This is a genomic window from Spirillospora sp. NPDC048911, from assembly GCF_043198015.1.
GTDB lineage: Bacteria > Actinomycetota > Actinomycetes > Streptosporangiales > Streptosporangiaceae > Spirillospora.
On sequence record NZ_JBICUD010000003.1, the window covers coordinates 853,730 to 879,059 of the forward strand.

19 protein-coding genes are annotated in these 25,330 nt (G+C 70.8%); 6 read left to right on the forward strand and 13 right to left on the reverse strand.

Going from position 1 to position 25,330, the window contains the following annotated elements; all coding sequences use genetic code 11:
* Positions 1-22: 22 nt before the first annotated feature.
* Positions 23-1,063, reverse strand: coding sequence for a S8 family serine peptidase (locus ACGFNU_RS17870; protein ID WP_392594793.1), 1,041 nt, complete (start codon positions 1,061-1,063; stop codon positions 23-25).
* 348 nt (positions 1,064-1,411) lie between these two features.
* Positions 1,412-2,194, reverse strand: a complete 783-nt coding sequence (locus ACGFNU_RS17875; RefSeq protein WP_392594795.1) for an SAM-dependent methyltransferase — start codon at positions 2,192-2,194, stop codon at positions 1,412-1,414.
* Between the two features lie 215 nt (positions 2,195-2,409).
* On the opposite strand from ACGFNU_RS17875, the gene ACGFNU_RS17880 reads away from it, so the two are divergent.
* The gene (locus tag ACGFNU_RS17880) at positions 2,410-2,853 is read left to right on the forward strand and encodes a lamin tail domain-containing protein (RefSeq protein ID WP_392594797.1); all 444 of its coding nucleotides are present in this window, start codon (positions 2,410-2,412) and stop codon (positions 2,851-2,853) included.
* A gap of 48 nt (positions 2,854-2,901) precedes the next feature.
* Here the strand turns inward: ACGFNU_RS17880 and ACGFNU_RS17885 are convergent, their stop codons facing one another.
* Positions 2,902-4,170, reverse strand: a complete 1,269-nt coding sequence (locus ACGFNU_RS17885) for a PucR family transcriptional regulator (protein WP_392594798.1) — start codon at positions 4,168-4,170, stop codon at positions 2,902-2,904.
* 324 nt (positions 4,171-4,494) lie between these two features.
* Between ACGFNU_RS17885 and ACGFNU_RS17890 the strand changes: the two genes are divergently transcribed.
* Complete coding sequence (locus ACGFNU_RS17890) at positions 4,495-5,229, forward strand: hypothetical protein (protein WP_392594799.1); 735 nt, start codon at positions 4,495-4,497, stop codon at positions 5,227-5,229.
* A gap of 66 nt (positions 5,230-5,295) precedes the next feature.
* Here the strand turns inward: ACGFNU_RS17890 and ACGFNU_RS17895 are convergent, their stop codons facing one another.
* Positions 5,296-7,062, reverse strand: a complete 1,767-nt coding sequence (locus ACGFNU_RS17895; protein ID WP_392594801.1) for a BTAD domain-containing putative transcriptional regulator — start codon at positions 7,060-7,062, stop codon at positions 5,296-5,298.
* A 339-nt stretch (positions 7,063-7,401) separates the two neighbouring features.
* Here ACGFNU_RS17895 and ACGFNU_RS17900 point away from each other — a divergent pair, with 339 nt between their 5' ends.
* Positions 7,402-8,817, forward strand: a complete 1,416-nt coding sequence (locus tag ACGFNU_RS17900) for a phenylacetate--CoA ligase family protein (RefSeq protein WP_392594803.1) — start codon at positions 7,402-7,404, stop codon at positions 8,815-8,817.
* An 86-nt stretch (positions 8,818-8,903) separates the two neighbouring features.
* Positions 8,904-9,839 (forward strand): hypothetical protein, encoded by a 936-nt coding sequence (locus ACGFNU_RS17905; RefSeq protein ID WP_392594805.1) that lies wholly within the window; start codon positions 8,904-8,906, stop codon positions 9,837-9,839.
* A gap of 14 nt (positions 9,840-9,853) precedes the next feature.
* Here the strand turns inward: ACGFNU_RS17905 and ACGFNU_RS17910 are convergent, their stop codons facing one another.
* From ACGFNU_RS17910 to ACGFNU_RS17920, 3 genes are all read right to left on the reverse strand, one after another.
* Positions 9,854-11,806: a pentapeptide repeat-containing protein gene (locus ACGFNU_RS17910; protein ID WP_392594806.1), complete on the reverse strand. Its 1,953-nt coding sequence runs from the start codon at positions 11,804-11,806 to the stop codon at positions 9,854-9,856.
* Between the two features lie 6 nt (positions 11,807-11,812).
* Positions 11,813-12,409, reverse strand: coding sequence for a hypothetical protein (locus ACGFNU_RS17915; RefSeq protein ID WP_392594807.1), 597 nt, complete (start codon positions 12,407-12,409; stop codon positions 11,813-11,815).
* A 139-nt stretch (positions 12,410-12,548) separates the two neighbouring features.
* On the reverse strand, positions 12,549-14,510 hold the full coding sequence (locus ACGFNU_RS17920; RefSeq protein WP_392594809.1) for a protein kinase: 1,962 nt from the start codon (positions 14,508-14,510) through the stop codon (positions 12,549-12,551).
* Between the two features lie 155 nt (positions 14,511-14,665).
* On the opposite strand from ACGFNU_RS17920, the gene ACGFNU_RS17925 reads away from it, so the two are divergent.
* Positions 14,666-15,142 (forward strand): pyridoxamine 5'-phosphate oxidase family protein, encoded by a 477-nt coding sequence (locus ACGFNU_RS17925; protein WP_392594811.1) that lies wholly within the window; start codon positions 14,666-14,668, stop codon positions 15,140-15,142.
* Positions 15,143-15,282: 140 nt separating this feature from the next.
* Here ACGFNU_RS17925 and ACGFNU_RS17930 read toward each other — a convergent pair whose 3' ends face one another.
* The 6 genes from ACGFNU_RS17930 to ACGFNU_RS17955 all read right to left on the reverse strand — a co-directional run bounded on the left by ACGFNU_RS17930 (position 15,283) and on the right by ACGFNU_RS17955 (position 21,695).
* A complete protein-coding gene (locus ACGFNU_RS17930) occupies positions 15,283-16,893 on the reverse strand; it encodes a cation acetate symporter (RefSeq protein ID WP_392594813.1) in 1,611 nt (536 codons plus the stop codon).
* A complete protein-coding gene (locus ACGFNU_RS17935; protein WP_392594815.1) occupies positions 16,890-17,231 on the reverse strand; it encodes a DUF485 domain-containing protein in 342 nt (113 codons plus the stop codon). The genes ACGFNU_RS17930 and ACGFNU_RS17935 overlap by 4 nt, the downstream gene beginning before the upstream one ends.
* Positions 17,232-17,427: 196 nt before the next feature.
* Positions 17,428-19,158 carry a cation acetate symporter gene (locus ACGFNU_RS17940; protein WP_392594817.1) on the reverse strand — a complete coding sequence of 577 codons (1,731 nt, stop codon included), beginning with the start codon at positions 19,156-19,158 and terminating at the stop codon, positions 17,428-17,430.
* Between the two features lie 25 nt (positions 19,159-19,183).
* Positions 19,184-19,579 carry a hypothetical protein gene (locus ACGFNU_RS17945; RefSeq protein WP_392594818.1) on the reverse strand — a complete coding sequence of 132 codons (396 nt, stop codon included), beginning with the start codon at positions 19,577-19,579 and terminating at the stop codon, positions 19,184-19,186.
* A complete protein-coding gene (locus tag ACGFNU_RS17950; RefSeq protein WP_392594927.1) occupies positions 19,576-20,304 on the reverse strand; it encodes a LytR/AlgR family response regulator transcription factor in 729 nt (242 codons plus the stop codon). Before ACGFNU_RS17950 ends, ACGFNU_RS17945 begins: the two co-directional genes overlap by 4 nt.
* A 164-nt stretch (positions 20,305-20,468) precedes the next feature.
* A complete protein-coding gene (locus ACGFNU_RS17955; protein ID WP_392594819.1) occupies positions 20,469-21,695 on the reverse strand; it encodes a sensor histidine kinase in 1,227 nt (408 codons plus the stop codon).
* Positions 21,696-21,874: 179 nt separating this feature from the next.
* Here ACGFNU_RS17955 and ACGFNU_RS17960 point away from each other — a divergent pair, with 179 nt between their 5' ends.
* The gene (locus tag ACGFNU_RS17960) at positions 21,875-25,291 is read left to right on the forward strand and encodes a phosphodiester glycosidase family protein (RefSeq protein ID WP_392594821.1); all 3,417 of its coding nucleotides are present in this window, start codon (positions 21,875-21,877) and stop codon (positions 25,289-25,291) included.
* The last annotated feature ends 39 nt before the right edge of the window (positions 25,292-25,330 follow it).

The window sequence follows — 25,330 nt, forward strand, 5'->3', positions numbered from 1 at the left end:
CCGTCGCGCCACCGCCGTCACCTCAGCGGCCGATGGTTCCGTGTTCCACGTCGAGGGCTTCAGCCGTGTCCTCGTCTTTCTCGAAGTGCAGCACTGCGCGGCCGGGGCGCCAGCGGCGGCGACGGCCCAGAGGGAGGACGATGCCACCGACGGCCGCCAGCGCGGCCACTCCGAGGGTTCCCCCTGCAACGCCGATCGCGATCCTCTGGGTGCGGTGGTCTGCCGGCTCTGGGGCAGCGAAACGAACCGGGGCCAACGCGTTCGGAGGCGTGGCGGCGGAGCCCTCCTCCGGAAGCAGGGCGGTCACGGCCTGCAGAGGATTGACCATGCCGTGGCCGGTGCCCTCCCCCACGTTGCCATCCGCGGTGGCCAGCATCCGATGCACCACCTGTTGCGGATTCAGCCCTGGATGACGGGCACGAACCAAGGCCACGACTCCCGATACATAGGCTGCCGCGAAACTCGTTCCCTGGGCACCTAGGTTGTAGCCACCACGGGTCCATGCCGTCGAGACGTCTTTGCCTGGCGCGGCCAGGTCCACTTTGGAACGGAGGCCCGAGCTTTCGGCCCGGGCACCGTCCTGCCCCAGCGACGCCACGGAGATGACGCCCGGGTAGGACGCCGGATAAGCCGGGCCATCATCGCCGTCCCGCTCCCGGACGTTGCCTGCCGCCGCAACGACGACGGCATCGTTGGTCAGCGCGAATTGGACGGCCGCTTTCAAGCGAGGTGAAGGGTCGGCACTGATCGAGATGTTGATCACCTGGGCCTCGGCAATGACCGCCGCCCTGATCGCCTCGGGCAGCCGGTCGCCGCCCGCCTGGTCGCGGTCCTCGTTCTGGTTCTTGATCACGTAGAGGTCGCATGCCGGCGCGACACCGCTCAGCGGGAGACGGCGATCGCTCATGTTCCGGCCGCCGATCAGCGCGGCGACGGCGGTGCCGTGGCCTACGCAGTCGCGCTCGCCGGTTCTCGTCAGATCAGTGATCCGCGAGTCGGACAGCCGGCCGGCCAGCATCGGATGGCTTGGTTCGACACCGCTGTCCACGACCGCGACGGTCACGTTCTGGCCCTTGGTCAGGGGCCATACGCGTTCGAAGCCCAGCCGCTTCTGCGCCCACGACTCACCGACCGGCCCGTGATAACTCCGTGGCGGATCACAGTCGGATGGGGCGGCCGCCGACGGCGAAGCTGCCGGCGGCCTCGTCGTGGGTGCTGCTCGGGGCTTCGACGAGGAGTCAGCCAAGGCGGGAACGCTTACGAGTACGGCGGTCGGGGCCAGCATCAGGAACGCGACTGCTGCTGTAAGTCCAGCCCGGTGCATCTTGCGTCTCCCCGAGTTCGTCGACCTCGGCGCACGACGATAGCGTCGCTACCCCGTAAGGCGGTACGTGCCCAGACCGCTGCGCGTTCACGGTTTGCTGGCCAGGCCGCCGTAGTCGTCGATGGGGCTGGGCTCCTCGTCGGAAGGTTCAGGACGCCAGAGGGTCGTGGGGACCACGCCTGGCGTCATGAGTTCCAGCGCGTCGAAGAACCCGGTGATCTGGGCGGGGGTACGAAGGGAGAGCCGCGGAGAACCACCGCCTTCATTCCACTGGCGAACGGCTTCGTCCATGCGCGCGCCACGTACGACGTTGGTGGGATGCGTCAGAACCATGTAGCTGCCAGAGGGAAGAGCGGTCAGAAGGCTGCTCACTATTGAGTTGGCCTCCGCGTCGTCTTCCACGAACTGCATGATGCCTACGAGCAAGAGGGCGATGGGCTGGGAGAAGTCCAGGGTCTGGGCCGCGGCCTGGACGATCGCCCCGGGGTTTTCGACATCGGCGTCCAAGTAGTCGGTCGCGCCTTCCGGAGTGCTCGTCAAAAGCGCACGGGCGTGCACCAGAACCAGCGGATCGTTGTCCACGTACACGATGCGGGATTCGGGGGCGATGCGCTGGGCGACCTCATGGGTGGGGTCGGCGGTCGGCAGGCCCGTGCCGATGTCCAGGAACTGCCGGACGCCGGCTTCGGCCAGGTGGCGGACCACCCGGCACAGGAACCGGAGGTTGCCCCGGGCATTCTCGGCGATCTCCGGGAAGAACTCCATGATCTGGTCGCCCATGGCCTTGTCGACCGGGTAAAAGTCCTTGCCGCCCAGCCAGTAGTTCCAGATCCGGGCCGAGTGCGGCATGGTCGAGTCGATCTCCACCATGGGGAGCAAAGAGATCGCATGCGTGGAGGGATCCGCAAGCCGGGCGACCGGTGCCGGTCAGACCCGACGCCGTGCCGGTCAGGGTTGACGCGGTGCCGGTCACGTCCGACGCGGCGAAGGAGCGATTGGATTACCGCCTTATCCAGCCAGAAGAGGACTTTTAACATCTATGGGTTTTTCTACGAGAATCGGTCGCGTTCTCTAGCGTCATGGGCATGCGTACACGACTGATCACAACGGGGGCCGCGGTGTGCGCGGCTGCGACGGTGCTGGTGCCGACGCCGGCGGAGGCCGCTTCGGCGGTCCAGATCTACAGGGTCTATTACGACTCCCCCGGCAAGGACACCCGGAGCAACGCCAAGCTGAACGGGGAGTGGGTGCAGCTGGTCAACAAGTCTCGCAAGGCGCGGCAGCTGAGGGGCTACAAGCTGCGCGACAAGACCGGTTACACCTACACCTTCGGCGCGTTCGTCCTGAAGGCCGGCAAGACGGTGACCGTTCACACGGGAAAGGGCCGCAACACCTCGACCCACCGGTATTGGGGTCGCGGCTGGTACGTCTGGAACAACACCGGCGACACCGCCTACCTGCGGTACCCGAACGGGAAGGCGGCCGACTCTTGCTCGTGGGGCAGCAAGGGCGACTGGAAGTTCTGCTGATCTGCTGATGTATGCGCTGAGCCTCGGGGAGCAGCGGCTCTCCGGGGCTCAGCGCGTTCTCGAGTTTCCCCTGTCGGTCGGCGGGCTTGGGTTCGCGGAATCTCCGTCGGCACCGATGGAGAGTGAGCGGGCGCGCAATGCCAGTGCCATTTCGAAGCGCCATTGGGGATCGTGCAGCCGGTCGCCGAACAGTTCCTGGAGTTTGCGCATCCGGTAGCGGATGGTCTGCGGGTGCAGTGCGAGCCGGACCGCCACTTCCGGAATGGACGATCCGGTGCCGATCCAGACGAGCAGTGTGTCGGCGAGCCGGTCGAACTGCTCCGGGTTGAGGCCCCAGTGATCGCCGAGCAGCCGCTCGGTCATGATCTGCAGCGTGCCCTCGTTGCTCAGCAACAGCAGGGTGGGCAGGTGGTCATCGCAGTGGAGGCGGCCTTCGGCTCCGATGATGCCGCGCTGCATCAGCGACAGGCCCTGGCGCGCCAGCCGCAACGACAGCGCCGCCTGTCGCAGCGGGACGCTGGGGCCGACGGCGAACGGGGTGCCGTGCAGGCCGTGACGCAGGGTGTCGGCCCGGCCGGGCCCGTCTGGATCGGGCATCAGCAGGAGGGGGTCGGGGCGTTCCAGGTCGATCAGCACGTCGTTGCCCAAGGCCGGGGAGACGACGTGGGTGTCGTACCAGCGTTCGGCCAGCACGATCACGGCTACGGTGCGGGGAAGCCGCCATTGAGCCTGCTGGGCGAGCTTGGTGAGGCTGTCGGGAGAGGCGACGGCGGGGTCGGCGGTGAGCAGTTCCAGCAGGCGCTGACGCACTCGCCTCATTGGGTCGGTCACCTGTGAGCGGAGTTCGGAGTAGGCCTCGACCGAGTGTGCCGACACCTGTTCGATGTAGGAGAACACCGCTTCGGCCAGGATGTACATCCGCTCGGCAGGAATGCGGGCGGCCTCACCGATCGCACAGAAGCGACGCCAGGCGACGCGGGCACCGATGCGGTAGGCGGCCTGCAGCGCGTCCAGGCTGCGGCCCTCCAGGAACTCGCCCTTGCCCAGCGCCCGGCACACCTCCACCACGCGGAGATGCGGCGTCTGGGGGGCGGCGAGCTGCTCGACGAACTGGCGGAGTCCCTCCTCCACGCCGAGCCGGAGGCCGGCCCCGAATCGTCCCTGCAGGGGCAGCGCGTACTCCGGGACGTCGAGCCGGATCTGCTCGATGATCTCCTCGGCGAGGACTGCCAGCTGCGGACGGAGCAGACCGGCCAGATCGGCCAGATCGGCCGCCGAGGGAACGAGCTGTGCACGGGACACGGACGAATGGGTCATGTCAACCTCGATGATCATGCCATGGAGTCGTTGACCCGCGCCCTGCTCGCTCCTCTTACCCAAGCAAGCACTTGGCCGGAGGCGAGTGCCGTCACGGTAACCCCACCGGCCCCTCGCGTCAACACCGTTCGCGGCGGAGCGCGCCGGCGAGCCACCCCTGGCCACCCGACGGCCCGGAGACGACGTTTCGCCGACCAGCGCGCCCCTCCCGGCGTACCCTCGACCGGGAGCACGTCGACTGATCAGACGACAAATCACTACATGGATGGACCTATCGCCAAAGTGGCCACAGGGCATTGTGCGGGCAGGTGAAGAGGTGGACCCATGACGCAGCCCGTCGCACCGAGCACCTACTACGACCCGAGGCTCTCCTTCCCCCTCGAGGTCGCCGAGTTCGGCATGGCGACGCTGGTGTTCGACGTTCCCGCCGAGGTGGCCGGGGCGCTGGTGCCCGGCACGGCGTTCGAACTGGTGCGGACGCGTGCCGGGGCTGCGCAGTTCATCCTCAGCGTAGGCGACTACCGGAGAACGCAGTGGGGGTCCTGCCACCAGCTCACCTTCGCGATCCTGGTCCGGCCCGCGGACGATCCCGCGGGCACGCCGGGGCTGTTCGTCCATCGCACACCGGTCGACGACCTGCTCACCTGCGCCATCGGGCACGGCTCCATGGACTACCCCGTCAGCATCGAGCTCATCGAGATCGATTACAGCCCCGACCTGGTCAGTGTCAGCCTCGTCGTCGGCGTGCAGCCGACCCTGGAACTGCGCATACCGCGCGTCCCGGCGAAGTCCCTGGGAGGACGTCTCCGGACCATCGCGTACTCCTACCGCAACGGCGTGCCCTATGCCATGCCCGTGGACACGGATCTGTCCTCCGCGCAGCACGTGGACCCCGCGTCGATCGGCATCACCCTCGGGTCCGGCCCCGTGGCGGACGAGCTGCGCAGCCTGGGCCTGCCCAAAGCCCCGTCCTCCTGCATCTGGGGAGAAGGCCTGACCGCGACCTTTCACGAGGGCCGGCCGGTGCGCCTTTTCCCCGACGGCCCGTCCGACACGTAGACCGCCTCCCGCTGTCGCGTTCACACGCCGCGGAGCGTCACCCGCGCAGAATCGCCCCCGCGGTGATCAAGTGGCGGGGGCGGGATCGCGGGTGAAGAGGTCGCGGGCGAAGAGGCGGAGGAGCCCCGGGGTGCGGTAGGTGTCGTGGCCGCCGGCGTCGATGCCGGCGTAGTCGATCAGCCCGGCGTCGGCCAGGCCGTCGATCTCGTCCTCGGCCTTCTCCAGGGAGGCCTCCAGGACCTCGGCCGCGACGGTGGCGCAGAAGCGGCCGCCGGTGTGGACGCCCAGCAGGCGGAAGGCCTGCCGGGCGGACGGGCGCAGGGCGACATGGGAGTCGGCGAACACCGCTCGCAGGTCCAGGTCGCCGGCCTTCAGCTCGTCCAGGCGGCGGTCCTCGTCGCGCATCCGGTCGGCGAAGCGCTCGATCCGTGCGTGCGGGCGCGCCGCCAGGCGGATTCCGGCGATCCGCAGCGCGAGCGGGAGGTGGCCGCACAATTCGGCGATGCTCGCGGCGGCCGCCGGCTCGGCCCGCACCCTTTCCGCGCCGATGATGCGCGCCAGGAGCTCCACGGATTGGCCGGCGTCGAACAGGTCAAGGTGGACGCGGTCCGCGCCGCCCAGGCCGGTCAGGCGGCTGCGGCTGGTGACCAGGACGGCGCAGCCGGGGTCGCCCGGCAGCAGGGGGCGGATGGAGCGTTCCCCGCTCGCGTTGTCGAGGATCACCAGGGACCGGGATCCGGCCAGCCGTCCCCGGTACTCGCTGGCCCGATCCTCCAGGGAGTCGGGGACGCTCCCGGCCCCGAGCTGGCGCAGCAGCCGGGCGAGCGCCTCCGCCGGGTCGCCGTCGCGATCGCGCAGGTCGAGATGGAACCGGCCGCCGGGGAAGTCCGCGGCCAGGAGGTGGGCGGCGTGCAGCGCCAGCGCCGACTTGCCGACGCCCGGCCCGCCGCTGATCACGCACAGCGCGGGCGCCGACCGGGCGGGATCCCCGGCGAGCACCCGGCGCACCGCCGCGAGCGGGCCGTTCCGTCCGGTGAAGTCGCCGGTGTCGGCGGGCAGCGGCGAGCGGCCTCGCGGCGGTGCCGCGGCGGGCGGCGGGTTCAGGACCGGGTCGCCGACGTGCACGGCCCGCTCCAGCCGCCGCAGGTCGGGGCCGGGCTCCAGGCCCAGCTCGTCGCGTAGCAGCGCGCCGCCCTCGCGGAACACCGCCAGCGCCTCCGGCCGGCGGCCGCACCGGTAGAGGGCGATCATGAGCTGGCCGCGCAGCCGTTCGCGGAACGGATGGCGCCCGACGGCCGTCAGCAGCTCTCCCACGAGATCGCAGTGGCGGCCGAGGGCGAGCTCGACGTCGAACCACTCCTCCATCGCGGCCAGCCGCCGTTCCTCCAGCGCCGGTCTCACCCGTTCGACGAAGTCGTGCGCGGCGCCGCCCATCGGGGTGCCCCGCCATAGCGCGAGCGCCTCGCGGAAGGCCGCCGACGCCTCGTCCAGGCGTCCGCTCGCCGTCGCGGCGCGGGCGTGCTCGACCCGCCGGGTGAACACCTCCAAGTCGAAGTGCTCCCGCTCGACACGGATGACGTAGCCGGTGCCGCGCCGCAGGATCGTCGGCCTGCCCAAGGCGGCGCGCAGGCCCGAGACATGCTGGCGAAGTTGAGCCATCGCCGTGGCGGGCGGCACCGACCACAAGGAGGCCAGCAGCGCCTGGTCCGAGACGACACGGTTGGCCTCCAGCAGAAGCGTCCCGAGCACGGCCCGCCGCAGAGCGCCGCCCAGCCGGCACGGCCCGTCGTCCCCGTCGGCCTCGATGGGCCCCAGGACAGCGAATCTCGGCATGAGCGACACCTCACATCCGGGGGGCCGCCTGGGCGGCGGGAGCCGTCGAGCGGCGGCGGTACAAGATCAATAAATAGCTCAATACCCGTTCCATGAACAGTCCCGTCAAGGATGGCGACCGTCCGACACACCCGAGGGAGAGGACTTCCCATGGTCGCCGTCAAGAGCAGTGTCAAGCAGGTCCGCTACGTGATGGGCGCGATGACCGCCGTCTTCTTCGGTAGCTGCAGCGGTTCCTGACCGCGCTGGGGGCGGGCGTGCGGAGAGCGACTCTCCGCACGCTCGCTCCCGTCCGTGGACGCTCACTCACACGACGCTCACTGAGACGAGGAGGCGCGGGTGCTGGAGACCGGGATCCGGCAGGTACGGGTGGCGCTGGCCATGGTGCTGGGACGCCCGTTCAACGTCCGGGTCGTCGAACGGCTGGTGGACGACGCGCTGGCGACGCTGCACGAGTTCGGGGAGCCGGGCGACGACGTGAACCAGCTCATCGAGGGCCCGTTCGCCGACCCCGACGACCGGCGCGACCTGCAGACCCGCGCGTTGCAGCGCACCGCCCGCCGGCTGGCCCGGCGATCGCCGTTCTACAGGGAGCGGTTCGCGGCGGCGGGGGTCGATCCGGGCAAGCTCACGCCGGAGACGCTGCGGACCGTCCCCGTGACCGTCAAGCACGACCTGGTGACGCGCAAGCGGGACTTCCTCTGCGGCACGCCGCAGATCATCACCCAGACCACCGGCACCACCGGGAGCCCCGCGCAGGTGTGGCTGTCGCGGTACGAGATCGAGCTGTGGCCCGCGCTCATCGCGCTGTCGATGCTGCTGCGCGGCGAGGTCCGTCCCGGCGACTGCATGCAGATCAACCTGAGCTCGCGCGCCACCGCCGCCGTCCAGGAGGACATCGACATGCTGCGGCTGGCGGGCGCGGCCAGCCGCGTGGTCGGGCAGGTGCCGCCCGACGAGTCCCTGGACCATCTGCTGGACGACGGCGGCGCGGTCCCGACGATCCTGAACGGCTACCCGAGCTACATCGGGCAGCTCGTCACCGCGGCCCGGCGCCGCGGTCTCGGGCCAGGCGACTTCACGCTGCGCGCGCTGTACGTCGGCGGCGAGACGTTCTCCCCGACCCTGGCCGAGGCGGCCCGCGCGACATTCGGCGTCGAAGAGATCAACGACACCTACGGCGTGACCGAGCTGCTTCCGGTGGGCGGACGCACCTGCGGGCACCGGCACCTGCACATCGACCCGAACATGGGATATGCCGAGGTGCTCGACCTGGAGAGCGGCGAGGCCGCCGAGCCCGGCGCGCTCGGCACGCTGACCGTCACGCCCTACTTCCCCTACCGCGAGTGCATGCCGGTGCTGCGCTACGACACCCGCGACGTGGTGCGGGCGCTCCCCGAGAACCTGGACTGCGAGCTGGCCGCCGTCCCGGCGGTGTCGGAGATCCTCGGCAAGGAGAGCCGGCTGCTGCGCACGGGCGACGGGATCGTCACGCCCCGCGAGGTCGTCGAGACCCTCGACGCCCTGCCCGGCGTGGACTGGCCGGTGCGCCACCGCGTCCGCGTGGCGGACGGGCGGCTGCACCTGACCGTCGTCGCGCCGCACCTCGTTTCCGGCGACGTCGTGGGCGCCTTCGCCGGACGCGGCCTGGACGTGACCGCCGAGATCGTCGACCTGGACGAGCCGGAGGCGCGGGCCCTGTGCCCGCTCCGCTGCGACCTGCGCGAGGAGACCTTCGTGAGGGGCGCCGCATGATTCACGGGAGGTGCCGTATCAACTCCGGGCGTCTTCAGGAAGGCAGGGCCGTATGAAAGGCAGGGCCGTATGAAGGGCAGGGCCGCATGAGCTCCGGGCAGACGCTGTTCCTCGTCGGGGTGACCTTCTGTTACGCGCTGGCGGCGCCGGTCGGGGCCGTGGTCTACTTCCGGCGCGTCCGGGTCACCCGGCCGCCCGTGGGGACGTTCAACGGCCGCGATATCGCGGTGATGATGGGGTTCGTCCTGACGCTGCCGTTCTTCTACCTGGCGCTGCCCGGCCCGGCGCTGCCCGCCGTGCTCGCCCTGGTGTTCGCGGGCGGGCTGAGCGTCGGCTACCAGCCGATCCTGGCGCGCGGCCGCGTCCGCTGGGCCGCGATCGGGACGCTGCTGGCCGCCGATCTGGCCGCCCGGCTGCTGCTGGGCCCGGTCTCGCCGGTGTTCTGGCTGGCCAACAGCGCCGTCGTGGGGCTGATCGTCGTCTCGGCGACCAACCTGAACGTCCAGGGCGGGATGAAGCTGAAGCACGTCGCGTGGTTCATCCTGCTGCTGGCGGTCTACGACCTGACGTTCGCGACCGCCGTCCCGCTGACCCAGGAACTTGCCGACGCGATCCAGGGCTACCCGTTCGCGCCCTCGGCGGGCCTGCGGATCGGCGAGGAGTACGGCGCGGTGATCGGCATGGGCGACCTGCTGGCGTACGCGCTGTTCACCACGACCGCCTACAAGGCCTACGACCGGGCGGGGCTGCGCACCGCCCTCGCGCTGGTGGCGGTGTTCGGAGCGCTGGCCCCGACCCTGTCGCCCACCGTCATCGAGATGGTCACGGGAGACCGGCCCGAGCTGATCCCGGCCCAGGTGTTCTTCGGCCCCGCCGGGTTCGCGGGCTACCTCCTGCTGCGCCGCCGCCTCGGAGCCGAACGGCGCATGGCCGACATCCTCGGCGCGCCCCAGGTCGCCCCCGTGGCCAGGCGCCTCGACCGCGCCCCCGCACCCGCCGTCCCAGTGCCCGCAGAGGCCTGAACCGCCCTTTCTCTTCAGAAGGGAAGGTTTCTTGCCCCCTCCAGGCGGGTGCCGATGAAGAGTGTGCCGGGGACCTTGGCGTCGGTCAGGTCGGCATCGGTGAGGTCGGCGTCCGTGAAGTCGGTGCCCTCCAGGTCGGTGCCGATCAGCTTGGCGCCGGTCAGGTCGGCGCCTCGCAGGTTGCTGCGCGAGAGATCGGCGTAGGAGAGATCCGCGCCGCGGAGGCAGACGTTCGGGATCTGGGCGTCGGTGATGGTGGCGCCGCGCAGGTCGGCGTTCGAGAAGTCCAGCTTCTCGCCGAAGATCGCCGTGAGGTCGGCAAGGGGGAGGACGAAGCCGCGCAGGTCGGCGCCGGTCTCGATGGGCTCGTTCCGGATGCTGGCCTGGAAGCCGTCGTCCCCCGCCGGGCCGTTGTAGATGGCGAGCGGCAGGCCCGCGGCGATCAGCACCTGCCAGGACCAGCCCCGGCCCATGGCCTCGCCGCCACCGGTCGCGAGCCAGCGAGCGTGCTCTTGGGCCAGGGCCGCGAGGGCGTCCCGGGTGAGCGGCTCGCCGGCCTCGGCCATGGCACGGATCCGCTCGGGGTCCAGTTTGTCTTCTTCGAGTTCCGGGGCGTACTCCGCGACCGGATCGGGGGCGTCGGCAACGGATTCCGTGTACAGGTCCCGAGGCGGCTCAGCCGGGAGACCGATGCGCATGACGCGGACCTCGCCCTCCTCCGAGTCGTCGCTGACGGTCGCGAGCAGCCAGTCGTCCTGAGGCGACCAGGCGAGCCGAGTGATGTACGGGCCGAGGACGTGACTCGTCACCAGCTGATGGTCGCGGACGCGGATGATGGAGACTTCCTGCTCGTCGCCGTAGGCGTCGACCCTGGGGCCTCCGACCGCGAGGTAGGCGCCGTCGGGGCTCACGTCCATGGACCACACGCGCTTGGTGACGTTCTCGAAGACGTCGAGGATCTGGCCGGTGGAAGGATCCAGGGCGTAGACGTCCTTGGACATGCCGGCGGCGTAGAGACGGGACTCGTCCCTGGTGAAGGCCACGCTCTCAACAGTGAACTCCTTTGAGCCAACCGTGACGTGGCGGGCGGGTGCCCCTCCTACAACGAAGTCCAATCCGTCGGCGACGCCGTATTCCACGCGGTAGCGCCCAGTGAGAGAACGGGCGAAGCCCTCCTCGGGCAGGATTTCCACCATCGCGCGTGCGTTCACGTCGTACGCCTGTTGCGGGGAGTCGGCAGGCTCTGTGCCTCGGAACGTGATGACATGGCGTCCAGGCACCCACATCAGGCGCGGCATGAACGCGTCGGCGTCGACCGGGATGCGGGAGTGCTCGGTCCAATCCGCGGTCTCGTACACCACGAGGTCACCGTCACCGGTGGAGCCCGCCAGGTAACGGCCGTCGTCGGAGAAGGCCAGTCGTTCGAGCACGGTGGTCCCGAAGGGAGTCAGGGCCGCTGCCGGGTCGCGCAGGTCCGGAACGTGCGGGGCCTCACAGGAGATCAGCTGGTCCGAGCGGAGCGGGTACCACGTGGTTCCCCAGGCGTCGCCAGGCTTCAGGTGCCGCATCCAGCGCGCGTCGGTCACCCGTACGACATAGTCGGCTTGAACGAGCTTGTCCTCGTCCTGCCAGCCCCCGTCGCGTTCGTAGTAGAAGTCGTGCATGCCCTCCCAGTCCGGAGGGTCGTTGCGCACGGCCATCCGCTCGACGCGTTCGACGAACCAGCGTGCGCTGGTCGCGCGCCATTCGTCGTCGAGGATCTCCTCGACGGTGACGGCCTTCCCGATGGGGCCGTCCCACCGCCCCGTCTCCCACAGGAGGCCGAAGAAGAAACCCGGGTCGCGCTCGGGTGGTGCGAGATAGTCCTCGCTCGACGTCTCGTAATAGACGGTGAAGACGCGGAGTTCGACTTCGCGGCGGGAGGGGTCGACGCCCATGACGCGGGCGCCGAAGATGTCGGTGGACATTGCGCGTCAGCTCCAGACCTGGCGGCGGGTGGGAGCGGCGATCAGGTCGCCGACGATCAGGGCCGAGCGCTGCCAGGCGTACGGCATGAAGATGGCGAACGCGACTCCGGCACGGTGTTCCAGGTCCACGGTCACGGCCTCGACGGCGCCGGGAGGCGTCTGCGCCGTCCTGTCCTGCCAGTCGGTCGACCGCCGCATGCTGACGTCCTGGGGGCCGCCGCCGTCGGTGGGATCCTTCATGCGCACGTAGTAGTTGAGGGCCATGCAGCGGAGGTCCGCGGCCTCGGCGAGGATCTCTCCGAACATGTTGTTGAGCGCCTTGTCCACGGCCTCGTCGTCGTAGGCGAAGTCGACCTCGTAGTCGGCCAGGACGTTGAGGGACCCGGAAGCGCTCAGGGACACGCCGACGGGGGTCAGCATCGAGGAGCCCTGGCCCGGGCGGAGCTTGTTCTCCGCGGCCTGCAACGAGGCTCTGAGGCATTCGTCGAGGTCGACGTGTACTTCGGGGGGCAGGCGGCCGCCCAGGAACGACAGGTCGACCGTTTGGAGGGGCTGCGCGAACGTGGCGTCCGGCCCCTCGACGGATGCGTGCCAGGAAAACATGATCAGGAACGATAGTGGCCACTCGCGGCCACTTCAGGCCTTTCGGGCAACCCGGTAAGCCGGGTAAGGACGTGCTGACGCCAAGGTCAGCCGCCCGACAGCCGCACTCCGGCCGCACTCCGGCGGCCCTACGACGGCCCTACGGCGTTCTCGTCAGGCGGTAGATGCGGACGGTCCTGTCGTTGCCGCCGCTCGCCAGAAGGGTTCCGTCCGGGTTGAACGCGACGCTGTAGATGCGGCCGGTGTGGTCGGTGAGCGTCGCGAGCTTCCGGCGGGCGGCGACGTCCCAGAGGATGACCTTGCCGTCGTGACCGCCGGTGGCCAGCAGCCTGCCGTCCGGGCTGAACGGAACGGACTCGACGTTGGCGGAGTGACCGTCCAGCTTGGCCAAGGCCTTCCCGTTCGACGGATCCCAGAGGCGGACCGTGTGGTCGGTGCCTCCCCCGCCCGTCACCAAGGTCTTGCCGTCCGGGCTGAAACCGACCGCGAATACCTTGTCGGTGTGCTCCTTGAGCGTGAACTTGCTGGCCTTGCTCTCGATGTCCCATAGCCGGACCGTCTTGTCGTGGCTGGCGGTGGCGAGGGTCTTGCCGTCCGGGCTGTAGGCCACGGATTCGATCGGGCCCTTGTGGCCTTTGAACGTGGCGATGCTCTCCTTGGTGTCGGCGTTCCAGAGCCGCAGGGTCTTGTCCTCTCCCCCGCTGGCGACGGTCTTCCCGTCGGGGCCGTACGCGACGGCGAAGACCCGGCCGGTATGCCCGGAGAATGTGCCGGCGACGCGTCGTCGCTTCACGTCCAGCAGTTCGACCGTCGGATCGCTGCTCGCGGCCAGGTATTTCCCGTCGGGGCTGTAGGCCATCGAGAAATACGGCCGGGATTGCTGCGCGATGACGGCCGACGGGCCTTGGAGGGCGTTCTTCCACAATCGGACCGTGCCGTTATAGGTACTGCTGCAGAACGCCTTGCCATCAAGCCCGAACCGTACGGTCTCGACATTGCTCGTGTGGTTCTTGAGGGTCCGGACGAGAGATGCCGTGACCTTGAGCGGGCCCGCGGTCGTCGGCCCGCCGCTGCCGCTGCTGCTGCCGCCCTTGCCGCCATCCCCCTGGTTGGACACGAGATAGGCACCGACCGGGATGGCCAGCACGACCAAAGTCCCCATCGCGGCGAGGAGCACGGTCAAACGGTGAGGATGCTTGGACCGTCCCCTCTCTGCGGACAGCTCCGCCACCGCCAAGGCAGGCACCGGCACCGGCTCTGACGCCGGTTGTTGCGTCACCGGCTCAGCGCCATCCTGCCCGAGCAGAGACAGCAATGCCTGCTGCGCCGTAGGCCGCTCCCCCGGCTCCTTGGCCAGGCACGCGGTGAGCAGCCCACGCAGGGGCTCGCCCATGGCGACGCCCAGGTCCGGTGGCTCGTTCAGGATCCGATACGTGACCGCCGCGATGTTGTCGTTCCCGAACAGCGACCTGCCCAGCGCCGCGTACGCCATGGTCGCCGCCCAGCTGAACATGTCCGACGGCGCGCCCACGTCACCGGCCAAAATCTGCTCGGGTGACATGAACGCCGGGGTCCCGAGGGCCCCGGTCGTCTGCATCGTCGTGGCGTCCAGCACGCGGGCGATACCGAAGTCGATCACCCTGGGCCCGTCCGGGCCGCACAGGACGTTGCCGGGCTTGAAGTCCCGGTGCACGATCCCGGCCTGGTGGATGGCCACCAGCGCCGTCAGCGTCGCGATCGCGAGGCGCTGGAGGGCACCGGGGTCGCGCGGGCCCTCGTCCATGACGAGACGCGCCAGCGAGACGCCGTCCACGTACTCGCTGACCACGTAGGGCCGGTCACCGCTGGTGTCGACGTCCAGGACCCGCGCCGTGCAGAACGGGCTGACCCGGCGGCTCGCGTCGATCTCCCGGACGAACCGGTCGCGCGCCCGCGGATCGCCCGACAGCCGGACGTGCAGCACTTTGATCGCGACTCGTTCGCCCGTCGGCGACTCGCCCAGATAGACGACGCCCTGGCCGCCGGACCCCAGGCATCCCAGGAGCCGGTACACGCCGACCCGGTCGGGATCTCCAGGTTGCAATGGAGCCGGGTCAGGCACGCGCACCCCCCGAGACGACGGCCCAATGACGGACACCTCGACGATAAATCACGGGGCCCGTCCCGATGGCGAATCGCCAGATCCGGTCACGCCCGGCGCTCGGAGCCCGCGTCTTGATAGTGGTCTCCGGAACACCGCCGGGCAAGGAGGCTGGAATGGACGAGGTCACCGGTCAGATGGAGCTTGACGCGTCGGCGAGATCCATCATCGACGCCAACCAGTACATGACGCTGGCCACCGCGGACAGTGAGGGGCGTCCCTGGGCGTGCCCGGTCTGGTTCGCGCACGACGACTACACCGACTTCATCTGGGTGTCGCGTCCCGAGACTCTCCACACGCACAACCTGCTCGCCCGTCCCGAAGTCGGCATCGTCATATTCGACTCCACACGTCCGCCGAGCAGCACCCAGGCCGTCTACATCAGCGCGCAGGCCGAAGAACTCACGGGGCAAGAGCGTGAATTGGGAATCGTCGCCTTCTCACGCCGTTCCCAAGCAAACGGGCTCCGCGAATGGCGGCTCTCCGACGTGACCGGCCCGGCCTCGCACCGCCTCTATCGGGCCAGGGCGCTGGAGCAGTCCCTTCTCCAGCCCGGCGACCAGCGGGTGACCGTTTCGCCAGGCGACCAATGAACGAAAGACGACCGTGACATGAATGCCCCGCAGCCGTGTGGGGCGGCTACGGGGCGTTCATGGTCGTACGCGGGCTGTGTGGCAGGGTGTCGCACAGTCCGCGTACGGTCCGGGAGGGCCGGCTCGGACGCGAGTCCGGCCTAGTGGGGGACGGCCTTTTCCGCGCCCGCTCCGGTGAGGGAACGGACCTCGATCTCGGCGTACTTCTGCGCGTTGTACTCCTTGCTGAGCATCGTGCCGAGCCAGCCGCAGAGGAAGCCGAACGGAATGGAGACGATGCCGGGGTTCTCCAGCGGGAAGTAGGAGAAGTCGGAGCCGGTGAAGAGCGCCTTGGGGGTGCCCGAGACCACCGGCGAGAAGATGACCAGAATCACGGCGGAGCCCAGGCCGCCGTAGATGGCGGCCACGGCGCCCGCGGTGTTGAACCTCTTCCAGAAGAGGCTGTAGAGGATCGCGGGCAGGTTGCCGGAGGCGGCCACGGCGAACGCCAGCGCCACCAGGAACGCCACGTTCAGCTTCTGGGCGTAGATGCCGAGGACGATCGCGACCGCGCCGATCACGAACGCGGAGATGCGGGCGACGCGGACCTCTTCACGGTCGGTGACGTTGCCCCTCTTGAAGACGTGGGCGTACAGGTCGTGGGCGAACGACGACGAGGAGGCCAAGGTCAGGCCCGCCACGACGGCGAGAATGGTCGCGAAGGCGACGGCGGCGATGACGGCCAGGAGGATCGTGCCGCCGACGTCACCGAAGACGATCTCGCCGATCTTCTCGGCCAGCTGGGGCGCGGCGGTGTTGCCCGCGGGGTTGGCCGCCGCGATCTCCTTCGTGCCGACGAGGGCCGCGGCGCCGAAGCCGAGGACGAGGGTCAGCAGGTAGAACGAGCCGATGATGCCGATGCCCCAGAGCACCGATTTGCGGGCGTCGCGCGCGGTCGGGACCGTGTAGAACCGGATCAGGATGTGCGGCAGGCCGGCCGTGCCGAGCACGAGGGCCAGGCCGAGACTGATCAGGTCGAGTTTGCCGGTCAGCCCCTGGGCCTCGGTGGCGTAGCGCAGGCCGGGCTCCAGGAAGTCGCCGCTCTTGCCGCTCTGGTTCGCGGCGTCGCGCAGCAGCGTGGAGAGGTTGAAGCCGAACTTGCCGAGGACGAGGACGGCGGTCAGGGTCGCGCCGCCCATCAGCAGGATCGCCTTGACGATCTGCACCCAGGTGGTGCCCTTCATGCCGCCGACGACGACGTAGACGATCATCAGGATGCCGACGAGCACGATGGTGGCGCCCTTGGCGAACTCGCTCTTGAAGCCGAACAGCAACGCCACCAGGGCGCCCGCGCCGACCATCTGGGCGAGCAGGTAGAAGATGCTGACCGTGATCGTGGAGACCCCGGCGGCGGTGCGCACCGGGCGCGGGCTCATCCGGAACGCCAGCACGTCGGCCATCGTGAACTTGCCGGAGTTGCGCATCAGCTCCGCCACGAGCAGGAGCGCGACGAGCCAGGCGACCAGGAAGCCGATCGAGTAGAGGAAGCCGTCGTAGCCGTAGAGCGCGATCAGCCCGGCGATGCCGAGGAAGGACGCGGCCGACATGTAGTCGCCGCCGATCGCCAGGCCGTTCTGGCCGCCGGAGAACGAGCGGCCGCCGGCGTAGAAGTCGGTGGCGTCCTTGGTGTGGCGGCTCGCCCAGACGGTGATGGCGAGCGTCCCGGCGACGAAGGTGAGGAAGAGGATGACGGAGAGGGTCTCGTGGCTCATACCGAGATCTCCTCTTCGGTCTTGGCGCGCAGCTCCGCCGCGAGCGGGTCGAGCTTGCTCTCGGCGCGGCGCGAGTACAGCCAGGCGATGAGGAACGTGGTCACGAACTGCAGCAGGCCGAAGATCAACGCGATGTTGATGGAGCCCACGACCTTCGTGCCCATGAAGTCGCGCGCCCAGCCGGACAGCACCACGTACAGCAGGTACCAGGCCAGGAACGCGGCCGTCATGGGGAACGCGAAGGCACGGAACCGGCGCTTCAGCTCCTGGAACTCGGGCGTCGCCTGCACCCGTTCATACGGGGTTCGGCCGGCGCTGGGGTCTTTCTCGACTGTCACGGGCCCCTCCTCAGACGTGACCGGGATCACGTCAACGTAAGAAGCCCCGGGCCCGCTGGCGAGAGGCCGCGGACCGGGGTGCGCCGAGGCGCAGGACGGACGCGCCGACGCGCGCCGCCCGTCGATGAGCGGTCGATTCCGTGCGCCGAACGGAAGATCCGTTCGACGGCTCGAACAGCCCGGGCGGAAGGCCCGCTCAGCCGCCTTTGGGCCGCCAGGTGCCACGGTCCACGTCGAGCGATTCGGGGACGTGGAGCCGCACCATGGTGCGGGCCACCCCGGCCGGGACGCTGCGCGGCGTGGCCAGCGAGACGCCGGTCATCACGGCGAACGCGATGGGCACCGACCAGGCGGCGGGCTGGGCGAGGAGGGCCCCCGCCAGGCCGCTCGGCGGGCCGCCGACGATCGTCCAGAGCACGGCTGCCCCGGCGAGCCCGCCTCCGGTCACCAGCCCGGCCAGCGCGCCCGCGACCGTGAGGCGCCGCCACCAGATCCCGAGGACCAGGAGCGGGCAGAACGTCGAGGCGGCGAGCGCGAACGCCAGGCCCACGACGTCGGCGACCGACAGGGCGCGGGCGGCCAGGGCCAGCACGAGCGGGACGATGAGCGCCAGCACGGTCGCGGCCCGGAACGAGCGCACGCCGCCCCGCAGCAAGTCCTGGCCGATCACTCCGGCCACCGAGACCGTCAGGCCGGACGAGGTGGACAGGAAGGCGGCCACGGCGCCGCCGGTGACCAGCGCGGTCAGCAGGTCACCGGCCACTCCCCCGACGAGGCGGCCCGGCAGGGTGAGGACGACGGCGTCCGTGCGGCCCGTCATGAGCAGTTCCGGCGCGTAGAGCCTGCCCAGCGCCCCGTACAGCGCGGGCAGCATGTAGAACGCGCCGAGCAGCGACAGCACGATGGCCGTGGTCCGGCGCGCCGCCCGCCCGTCGGGGTTGGTGTAGAACCGCACGAGCACGTGCGGGAGCCCCATCGTGCCGAGGAACGTCGCCAAAATCAGCGAGTACGTGGCGTACAGCGGGTGCTCGCGGCCCGACAGCGGCATCGCCCACTGCCGGTCGGTCCGCGCGGGGAGGCCGGCGACGTGCGGGACGGCGGCGCCCGCGGGGAAGATCACCTCGCTCTCCTCGGCGATCCGGTGGTCGCCGGCGGTGAGGACGAGCGGGGCGGCCCGGTACGGGCGCCAGTCCACCCGGCCCGTCACCACGACCTCGACCGGGCGTTCGACCCGGACGGTCACGTCGGTGCTGACCGCGACCGCCGTGCGTTCGGTGAACGCGGGAGGGGCGTCCGCGCCGAGCCCCGGCACGCCGTCGTACCGCCACGCGAGCACCAGGAAGATCAGCGGCACCGCCAGCGCCGTGAGCTTGAGCCAATACTGGAACGCCTGGACGAGGGTGATGCTGCGCATTCCGCCCGAGAGCACGTTCACCATGACGACGACGGCGACCAGCACCCCGCCCGCCCAGACCGGGGCGCCGACGACCGTGCGCAGCACCAGCCCGGCGCTCTGGAACTGCGGCATCAAGTACAGCCAGCCGATCAGCACCACCAGCACGCTGGTCACGCGCCGGACCGCCATCGACTCCAGGCGCGCCTCGGCGAAGTCCGGCAGGGTGTAGGCGCCGGAACGGCGGAGCGGAGCGGCGACCAGGACGAGCAGCACCAGGTAGCCGCCGGTCCAGCCGACCGGCAGCCACAGCATGTCGGCGCCGTAGGCCATGATCAGCCCGGCGATGCCGAGGAACGAGGCGGCCGACAGGTATTCGCCGCCGATCGCCGACGCGTTGCCCAGCGGCGACACCGACCGCGACGCGACGTAGAAGTCCGAGGTCGTTCGCGAGAACCGCAGCCCGAAGACGCCGATGAGCAGCGTGGCCAGCACGACGACGGACACCCCGGCCAGCCCGTACGACGCGTTCACGGCCCCGCCCGCCCGCGCGGCGCGTTCAAGACGGCCGGTCCACCAGGTCGGCGAAGTCGCGCTCGTTGCGTTCGGCGTGCCGGACGTACCACCAGCCGCACGCGACGAACGCCGGGTAGATCACGCCGGCCAGCAGCAGCCAGGCGAGCGGGATCCCGAGCAGCGACGGCTCGCGGAGACGCGGCGCGAGGACGAACAGCAGCGGCAGTCCGCCGACGCCCGCGCCGATCGTGGCGCAGACCAGCAGCGCCAGCCGCAGCTGGGCGCGCATCAGCGAGCGCATGTACGCCTCGCCCAGGCCGGTCTGCTCGTCGATCTCCTGGGTGACGGGGGGCCGCGGCCGCCGGGCCGTCCTCGTCCGCGGGCCGGTCACCAGGACCCGCCGGCGCTCGGGGACCGGCGCGGGATCGGCGGCGCTCATGGCGTGCGCCGCGCGTTGCGGACGAGCCGGTCGCGCAGCTCGCGCGTGTGGCGGCGGCTCACCGGGAGCTCGATGCCGCCGACCTGCACGGAGCAGCGGCCGGATTCGATGCGCAGCTGGTCGATGTGCTGCAACGCGACCAGATGGCTGCGGTGCACGCGGACGAACCCCGCCCCGCGCCAGCGTTCTTCGAGCGCCGCCAGCGGGATGCGCACCAGATGGCTGCCCGAGGCGGTGTGCAGGCGGGCGTAGTCGCCCTGCGCCTCGACGTACCAGACCTCGGCGGCGGACACGAAGGTGGTGACGCCGGCGAGCTCCACCGGGACGGGTTCGGGGTTCGGCTCGGGTTCGTGACCGGCCGCGGCAGACCCCGTGCCCGCCACGGCGTCCTGGCCCGCCGCGGCCGGGGACGGCTCGGCGACGCGGCGGATGGCCTCGGCCAGGCGTTCGGGCCGGACGGGCTTGAGCAGATAGTCGACGGCCTTGATCTCGAACGCGTCGACGGCGTGGTTCTCGTACGCGGTGACGTAGACGATGCGGGGCGGCCGGGCGAACTGGGCGAGCAGGCGCCCGAGCACGACCCCGTCCAGGCCGGGCATGCGGATGTCCAGGAAGACCGCGTCGATCGGGCGGCCCGCGGCCAGCGCCCGGTCCACCTGGCGCAGCGCGGCGGCCCCGTCCCGGGCCGTCAGCAGGTCGCCGACGCGTGGATCGGCGCGGAGCATGTACGCGAGGTCGTCCAGAACGGGCGCCTCGTCGTCCACCGCCAGCACCCGCAGCCCCGAGCCCACCGCAGCCTCCCCGTGCCCCGAGTCACATTTGCCCATTAAAGGGTGCTTAACCAGGCAAAAGAAGTCAAGAAGTCAACTGCGCGGCCGGGCGGCACCGGCTAGGACGCGGTGACGCCCGGCTGGTACTTGGGCACGCGCAAGGTCACCTTGGTCCCCGCGCCCGGGGCGGTCTCGACGGTCAGGCCGCAGGCGTCCCCGTACACCTGGCGGAGCCGCAGATCGACGTTCGCCAGCCCGATGCCGACCGAGTCCGGCGCCTCGCCGTCCTCTCCCCCGGATCCGCCGGGCCCGCCAGGCCCGTCTTCCAGGATGCGGCGCAGGCGCTCGGGGTCCATGCCGATCCCGTCGTCCTCCACGCTGATCACGCAGTCCGAGCCGGCGTCGTCGGCGATGATCGTGACGCGGCCGTGCCCGGAGCCGTCCTGGAGGCCGTGCCGCACGGCGTTCTCCACCAGCGGCTGGAGGCACAGGAACGGGACCGCGACGGGCAGCACCTCGGGCGCGATCCGCAAGGTCACCTTCAGCTGCTCGCCGAAGCGCGCCCGCTGCAACAGCAGGTACCGGTCGATCGACCGCAGCTCCTCGGCGAGCGTCGTGAAGTCGCCGTGCCGCCGGAACGAGTAGCGCGTGAAGTCGGCGAACTCCAGCAGCAGCTCCCGGGCCTGCTCGGGATCGGTGCGGACGAACGAGGCGATCGTGGTCAGCGAGTTGTAGATGAAGTGGGGCGAGATCTGGGCCCGCAGCGCCCGGACCTCCGCCTCCATGAGCCGCGTTCTGGAACGGTCCAGATCGGCCAGTTCCAGCTGCGCGTCGACCCACCGGCCGACCTCCTCGACGGCGCGGATCAGCCCGGCCGACACGTCGGCGCCGTACGCGGCCAGCGTGCCCACGACCCGTTCGTCGGTGGTGAGCGGCACGACCACGGCATGCCTGACCAGGCAGTCGAGCTCGTCGCAGCCCACCGCGTCGGCGCCGAGGACGGCGGTGCGGCCGTTGCTCATGGGCCCCGCGGCGTGCTCGACCGCGGCCCGCGCGTGGTGGCCGCCGCCCGTGCCGTCCCAGGCCAGCAGGCGCTCCCCGTCGGTGATCGCCACCGCCGCCGAGCCGAGCAGTTCGAGCAGGTGGCGGGCCGCCTTCTGGGCGCCCTGCCCGGTGAGCCCGCCGCGCAGGGGCGGGGCCGCCATCGAGGCGGTGTGCAGCGTCTGAAACGTGGCGCGGTCGACCGGGCTGCCGAGGTCGCGCCGCCTGCGCGCGGCCAGGCGCAGCACCAGCGCCAGCACGGCGGCGAGCGCCACGACGGCGGCCACGGGCACGATCACGTCCATAGCCGTCACCGTAGCGCCGTCGCCATGGCGCCATCAGCCCATGGCGCGCGGCGATCCGTTGTGATCAATTAGCCGGGTGGTCATCTGGGACACCTCCGTGCGCTGTGTGACTGGAGTTTCCTGGGCCGGCCACACCTCACCCCTGGGGAGCCCTGCTCTAGGTAATCAAGGAGGCGCCCGTGCCCCTGCTGAGATCCATCGCCCGTCCCGCCGCCGCTCTCGGCCTGGCCGGGACATTGATCTTCGGCGTCGCGCCGCCCGCCCTCGCAGCGCCGCCGGATCCCGCGGCGCCCAGCGTCCGCGACGTCGACCGGTTGCTGCTGCCCGCCACGAAGGCGGTGGCCGGGACCGCGCTCGAGACCGACCGCCGGACGCGGCCGGTCGCGCCCGGCACGTCGCTGACCTCGTTCGACCGGCTCGACGACAAGGGCTGGCTGCGCGGCGACCTGCTGACGGTCGATCTCGGCGCCAAGATCCGGGCCGGGTACCTGTCGCCCGGGAAGGTCTCGGCCGTCGAGCCGCTGTCCGAGCAGGCCGGCCGCACCGGCGCCATCGCCGGCGTCAACGGGGACTTCTTCGACATCAACGGCACCGGCGCCGCCAACGGCGCGGCCGTGGACGCCGGCAAGCTCCTGAAGTCGGCCAAGCCCGGCTGGCCCACGGACACGGTCGGCGTGGCCACCGACGGCCTCGGCCAGATCGCCCAGATCCTGCTGGACGGCGAGCTCACGCTGCCCGGCGAACGCAAGGTCGCGCTCGACCAGCTCAACGCCCACCTCGTCAAGAAGGACGGCATCGGCGCGTTCACCTCGCTCTGGGGAACGGGCGGCCGCGGCCGGTCGATCGCGGACGGCGCGCAGCGCGTGGCCGAGGTGCTCGTGACCGACGGCAAGGTCGTCTCGGTCGGGGACACGCCGGGTTCAGGGGAGATCGCCGCGAACAGCTTCGTCCTGGTCGGCCGGGAGGCGGGCGGCGACACCCTCCGCACGCTCAAGCCCGGCGACCCGGTCGGGCTGGCGTACCGGCCGCGCTCGTCCGGGAAGTCCGCCGGGTTCGCCGTCGGCGGCAACCAGATGTTGATCAAGGACGGGCGGGTCCTGCCGCTGCCCGACCCGGCCGCCCATCCGCGCACCGCCGCGGGCTTCACCGCGGACGGCCGGAAGATGATCCTCCTGACCGTGGACGGCCGCCAGGTCGACAGCCGCGGCGTCACGCTCGCCGAACTGGCCGCGCTGATGAGGGAGGCCGGCGCGCACAACGCGATCAACCTCGACGGCGGCGGCTCGTCCACGATGCTGGCGCGCGAGCCGGGCCAGGCGCGCGGCCAGGTCGAGAACCAGCCGTCCGACGGCGCCGAGCGGCCGACGCCCAACGGCATCGGGCTCTACGCCAAGGGCAGCGGCAGGCTCACCGGATTCCGGGTCGAGCCGGTCGCCGACCCGCTCGCGGCCCCGGGGGTCGGCCCGACGCGCGGAGGGCGTCCCGACCGGGTGTTCCCCGGCCTGACGCGCAAGCTGGTCGCGCGCGGCCACGACGAGGCGCAGGGCCCGGTGCGGGCCAGGCCGCGCTGGGTCGCGCACGGGAACGAGGGGATGGTCGGCCGCGACGGCACGTTCAAGGGGCGGGTCGCCGGCGACATCACCGTCTCGGCCGTCCAGGGCCGGGCACGCGGGCAGGTCGGCCTCACCGTCCTCAACCCGCTGGCGCGCGTCGGCGCGACCGTCGACCGGGTGACGATCCCCGGCCAGGACGGCGGCGGCGCGTTCGGCGTCGTCGGCTTCGACAAGGAGGGCTTCACCGCCCCGATCGAGCCGTCCGACACCAGGCTCACCTACGACACCTCGCTCCTGGACATCAAGCCGGGCGACGGCGGCACGTTCACGGCGACACCGCGCAAGGCCTCCGGATCGACGCTGGTGACCATCGAGGTCAAGGGCGCCAAGACCGCGCTGCCGATCAGCGTGGGGCTGGAACAGAAGACGATCGCCGACCTCGACGACGGCGCGAAGTGGAAGTTCGGGTCGGCGCGGGGCACGGGCAAGATCGAGCCGGTCGCCGAAGGCCACACCGGTGCCGGGCTGAAGCTGTCGTACGACTTCACGCAGTCGACCGCGACCCGCACCGCCTACGCCTACCCGCCGCAGCCGATCGAGGTGCCCGGGCAGCCGCAGGCGCTCGGCGCCTGGGTCTACGGCCACCAGAAGGGCGAGTGGACGGCGTTCACGGTGACCGACGCCAACGGCCAGAGCTACTCCCTCTATGGGCCGTACATCACCTGGGAGGGGTGGCGCTACGTCGAGATGGCCGTGCCGCCGTCCGTCGCGTACCCGATCAAGGTCAACCGCTTCTACACGATCGAGACCGGCGCCGACCGGAAGTACACGGGCGAGGTGCTGATCGACGACTTCGTGGCCAAGGTGCCGCCGTCCGTGCAGACACCACCGGCGGCCCCCGCGGCCGCCGACCCGCTGGTGATCCGGGACGGCACCTCAGCGGACGGGAGCACGTGGCGGTTCGCGGTGGTGTCCGACGCGCAGTTCGTGGCCGCCGACCCGGACAGCGCCTACGTCGAACGCGCCCGCCGCACGCTGCGGGAGGCCCTCGCCGCCAAGCCCGACTTCCTCGTCATCAACGGCGACTTCGTCGACACCGGATACGACGCCGACTTCGCGCTGGCCAAGAAGATCCTGGACGAGGAGCTCGGCGGGAGGCTCCCGTACCACTACGTGCCGGGCAACCACGAGGTCTACGGCTCCGGTGACATCGGGCCCTTCCGCAAGGTGTTCGGGGAGCCGTCGCGCACGTTCGACCACAAGGGCACCCGCTTCGTCCTGCTCGACTCCTCCACCGGCACCTACCGCACCAGCTCGTTCGAGCAGCTGCGGATGCTGAAGAACGCCCTCGACGGCGCGCGCCGCGACCCGTCGATCAGCGCCGTCATGGCGTTCGGCCACCATCCGGCCCGCGACCCGCTGCCGAGCAAGAACAGCCAGCTCGCCGACCGCAAGGAGGCAGCGCTGCTGGAGCAGTGGCTCGCGGACTTCCGGCGCTCGACGGGCAAGGGGGCGGCGATGGTGAACGCCCACGTCGGGGTGTTCAACGCCTCCCGGGTGGACGGCGTGCACTCGTTCATCAACGGCAACTCCGGCAAGAACCCGGACGCGCCGGTGACCAGCGGCGGGTTCACGGGCTGGACGATGTTCGGCGTCGACCCGCTGACGCGCGGAGAGATCGAACGCACGCGTCGCGCGCCGTTCCTCCCGGCGCCGCAGTGGCTGCACGCCGAGGTGCGCCCGCACGTGGACGACCTCACGCTCAAGACGCCCGTCTCAGTGAAGGCGGGCGAGAGCACCGAAGTCCCGGTCGTCCTGCGGCAGAACGGCCGTGACATTCCGCTCACCTATCCGATGAGCGCCGGCTGGAACGGCTCGCCGAACCTGCACATCGGCACGCCGAAGACGGCCCGCCCGCGGCACGTCGCGGCCTTCGACCCGGCCACCGGCCGGCTGAAGGCGCTGCGCCCCGGAAAGCTCACGATCACCGTGACGGTGAACGGCGTCTCCCGGCAGGCCACGATGACCGTGACAGCCGCCTGACGACGCCGCCAGAGAAGGGCCGTCCTCCACACGAGGGCG

What these genes read in the sequence shown, in the direction of transcription:
- ACGFNU_RS17880 (WP_392594797.1), top strand. Translation starts at nt 2,410, where the DNA reads ATGCGTACACGACTGATCACAACGGGGGCCGCGGTGTGCGCGGCTGCG.
- ACGFNU_RS17885 (WP_392594798.1), bottom strand. Translation starts at nt 4,170, where the DNA reads ATGACCCATTCGTCCGTGTCCCGTGCACAGCTCGTTCCCTCGGCGGCC.
- ACGFNU_RS17895 (WP_392594801.1), bottom strand. Translation starts at nt 7,062, where the DNA reads ATGCCGAGATTCGCTGTCCTGGGGCCCATCGAGGCCGACGGGGACGAC.
- ACGFNU_RS17910 (WP_392594806.1), bottom strand. Translation starts at nt 11,806, where the DNA reads ATGTCCACCGACATCTTCGGCGCCCGCGTCATGGGCGTCGACCCCTCC.
- ACGFNU_RS17890 (WP_392594799.1), top strand. Translation starts at nt 4,495, where the DNA reads ATGACGCAGCCCGTCGCACCGAGCACCTACTACGACCCGAGGCTCTCC.
- ACGFNU_RS17905 (WP_392594805.1), top strand. Translation starts at nt 8,904, where the DNA reads ATGAGCTCCGGGCAGACGCTGTTCCTCGTCGGGGTGACCTTCTGTTAC.
- ACGFNU_RS17930 (WP_392594813.1), bottom strand. Translation starts at nt 16,893, where the DNA reads ATGAGCCACGAGACCCTCTCCGTCATCCTCTTCCTCACCTTCGTCGCC.
- ACGFNU_RS17955 (WP_392594819.1), bottom strand. Translation starts at nt 21,695, where the DNA reads ATGGACGTGATCGTGCCCGTGGCCGCCGTCGTGGCGCTCGCCGCCGTG.
- ACGFNU_RS17945 (WP_392594818.1), bottom strand. Translation starts at nt 19,579, where the DNA reads ATGAGCGCCGCCGATCCCGCGCCGGTCCCCGAGCGCCGGCGGGTCCTG.
- ACGFNU_RS17950 (WP_392594927.1), bottom strand. Translation starts at nt 20,304, where the DNA reads ATGCTCCGCGCCGATCCACGCGTCGGCGACCTGCTGACGGCCCGGGAC.
- ACGFNU_RS17915 (WP_392594807.1), bottom strand. Translation starts at nt 12,409, where the DNA reads ATGTTTTCCTGGCACGCATCCGTCGAGGGGCCGGACGCCACGTTCGCG.
- ACGFNU_RS17875 (WP_392594795.1), bottom strand. Translation starts at nt 2,194, where the DNA reads ATGGTGGAGATCGACTCGACCATGCCGCACTCGGCCCGGATCTGGAAC.
- ACGFNU_RS17925 (WP_392594811.1), top strand. Translation starts at nt 14,666, where the DNA reads ATGGACGAGGTCACCGGTCAGATGGAGCTTGACGCGTCGGCGAGATCC.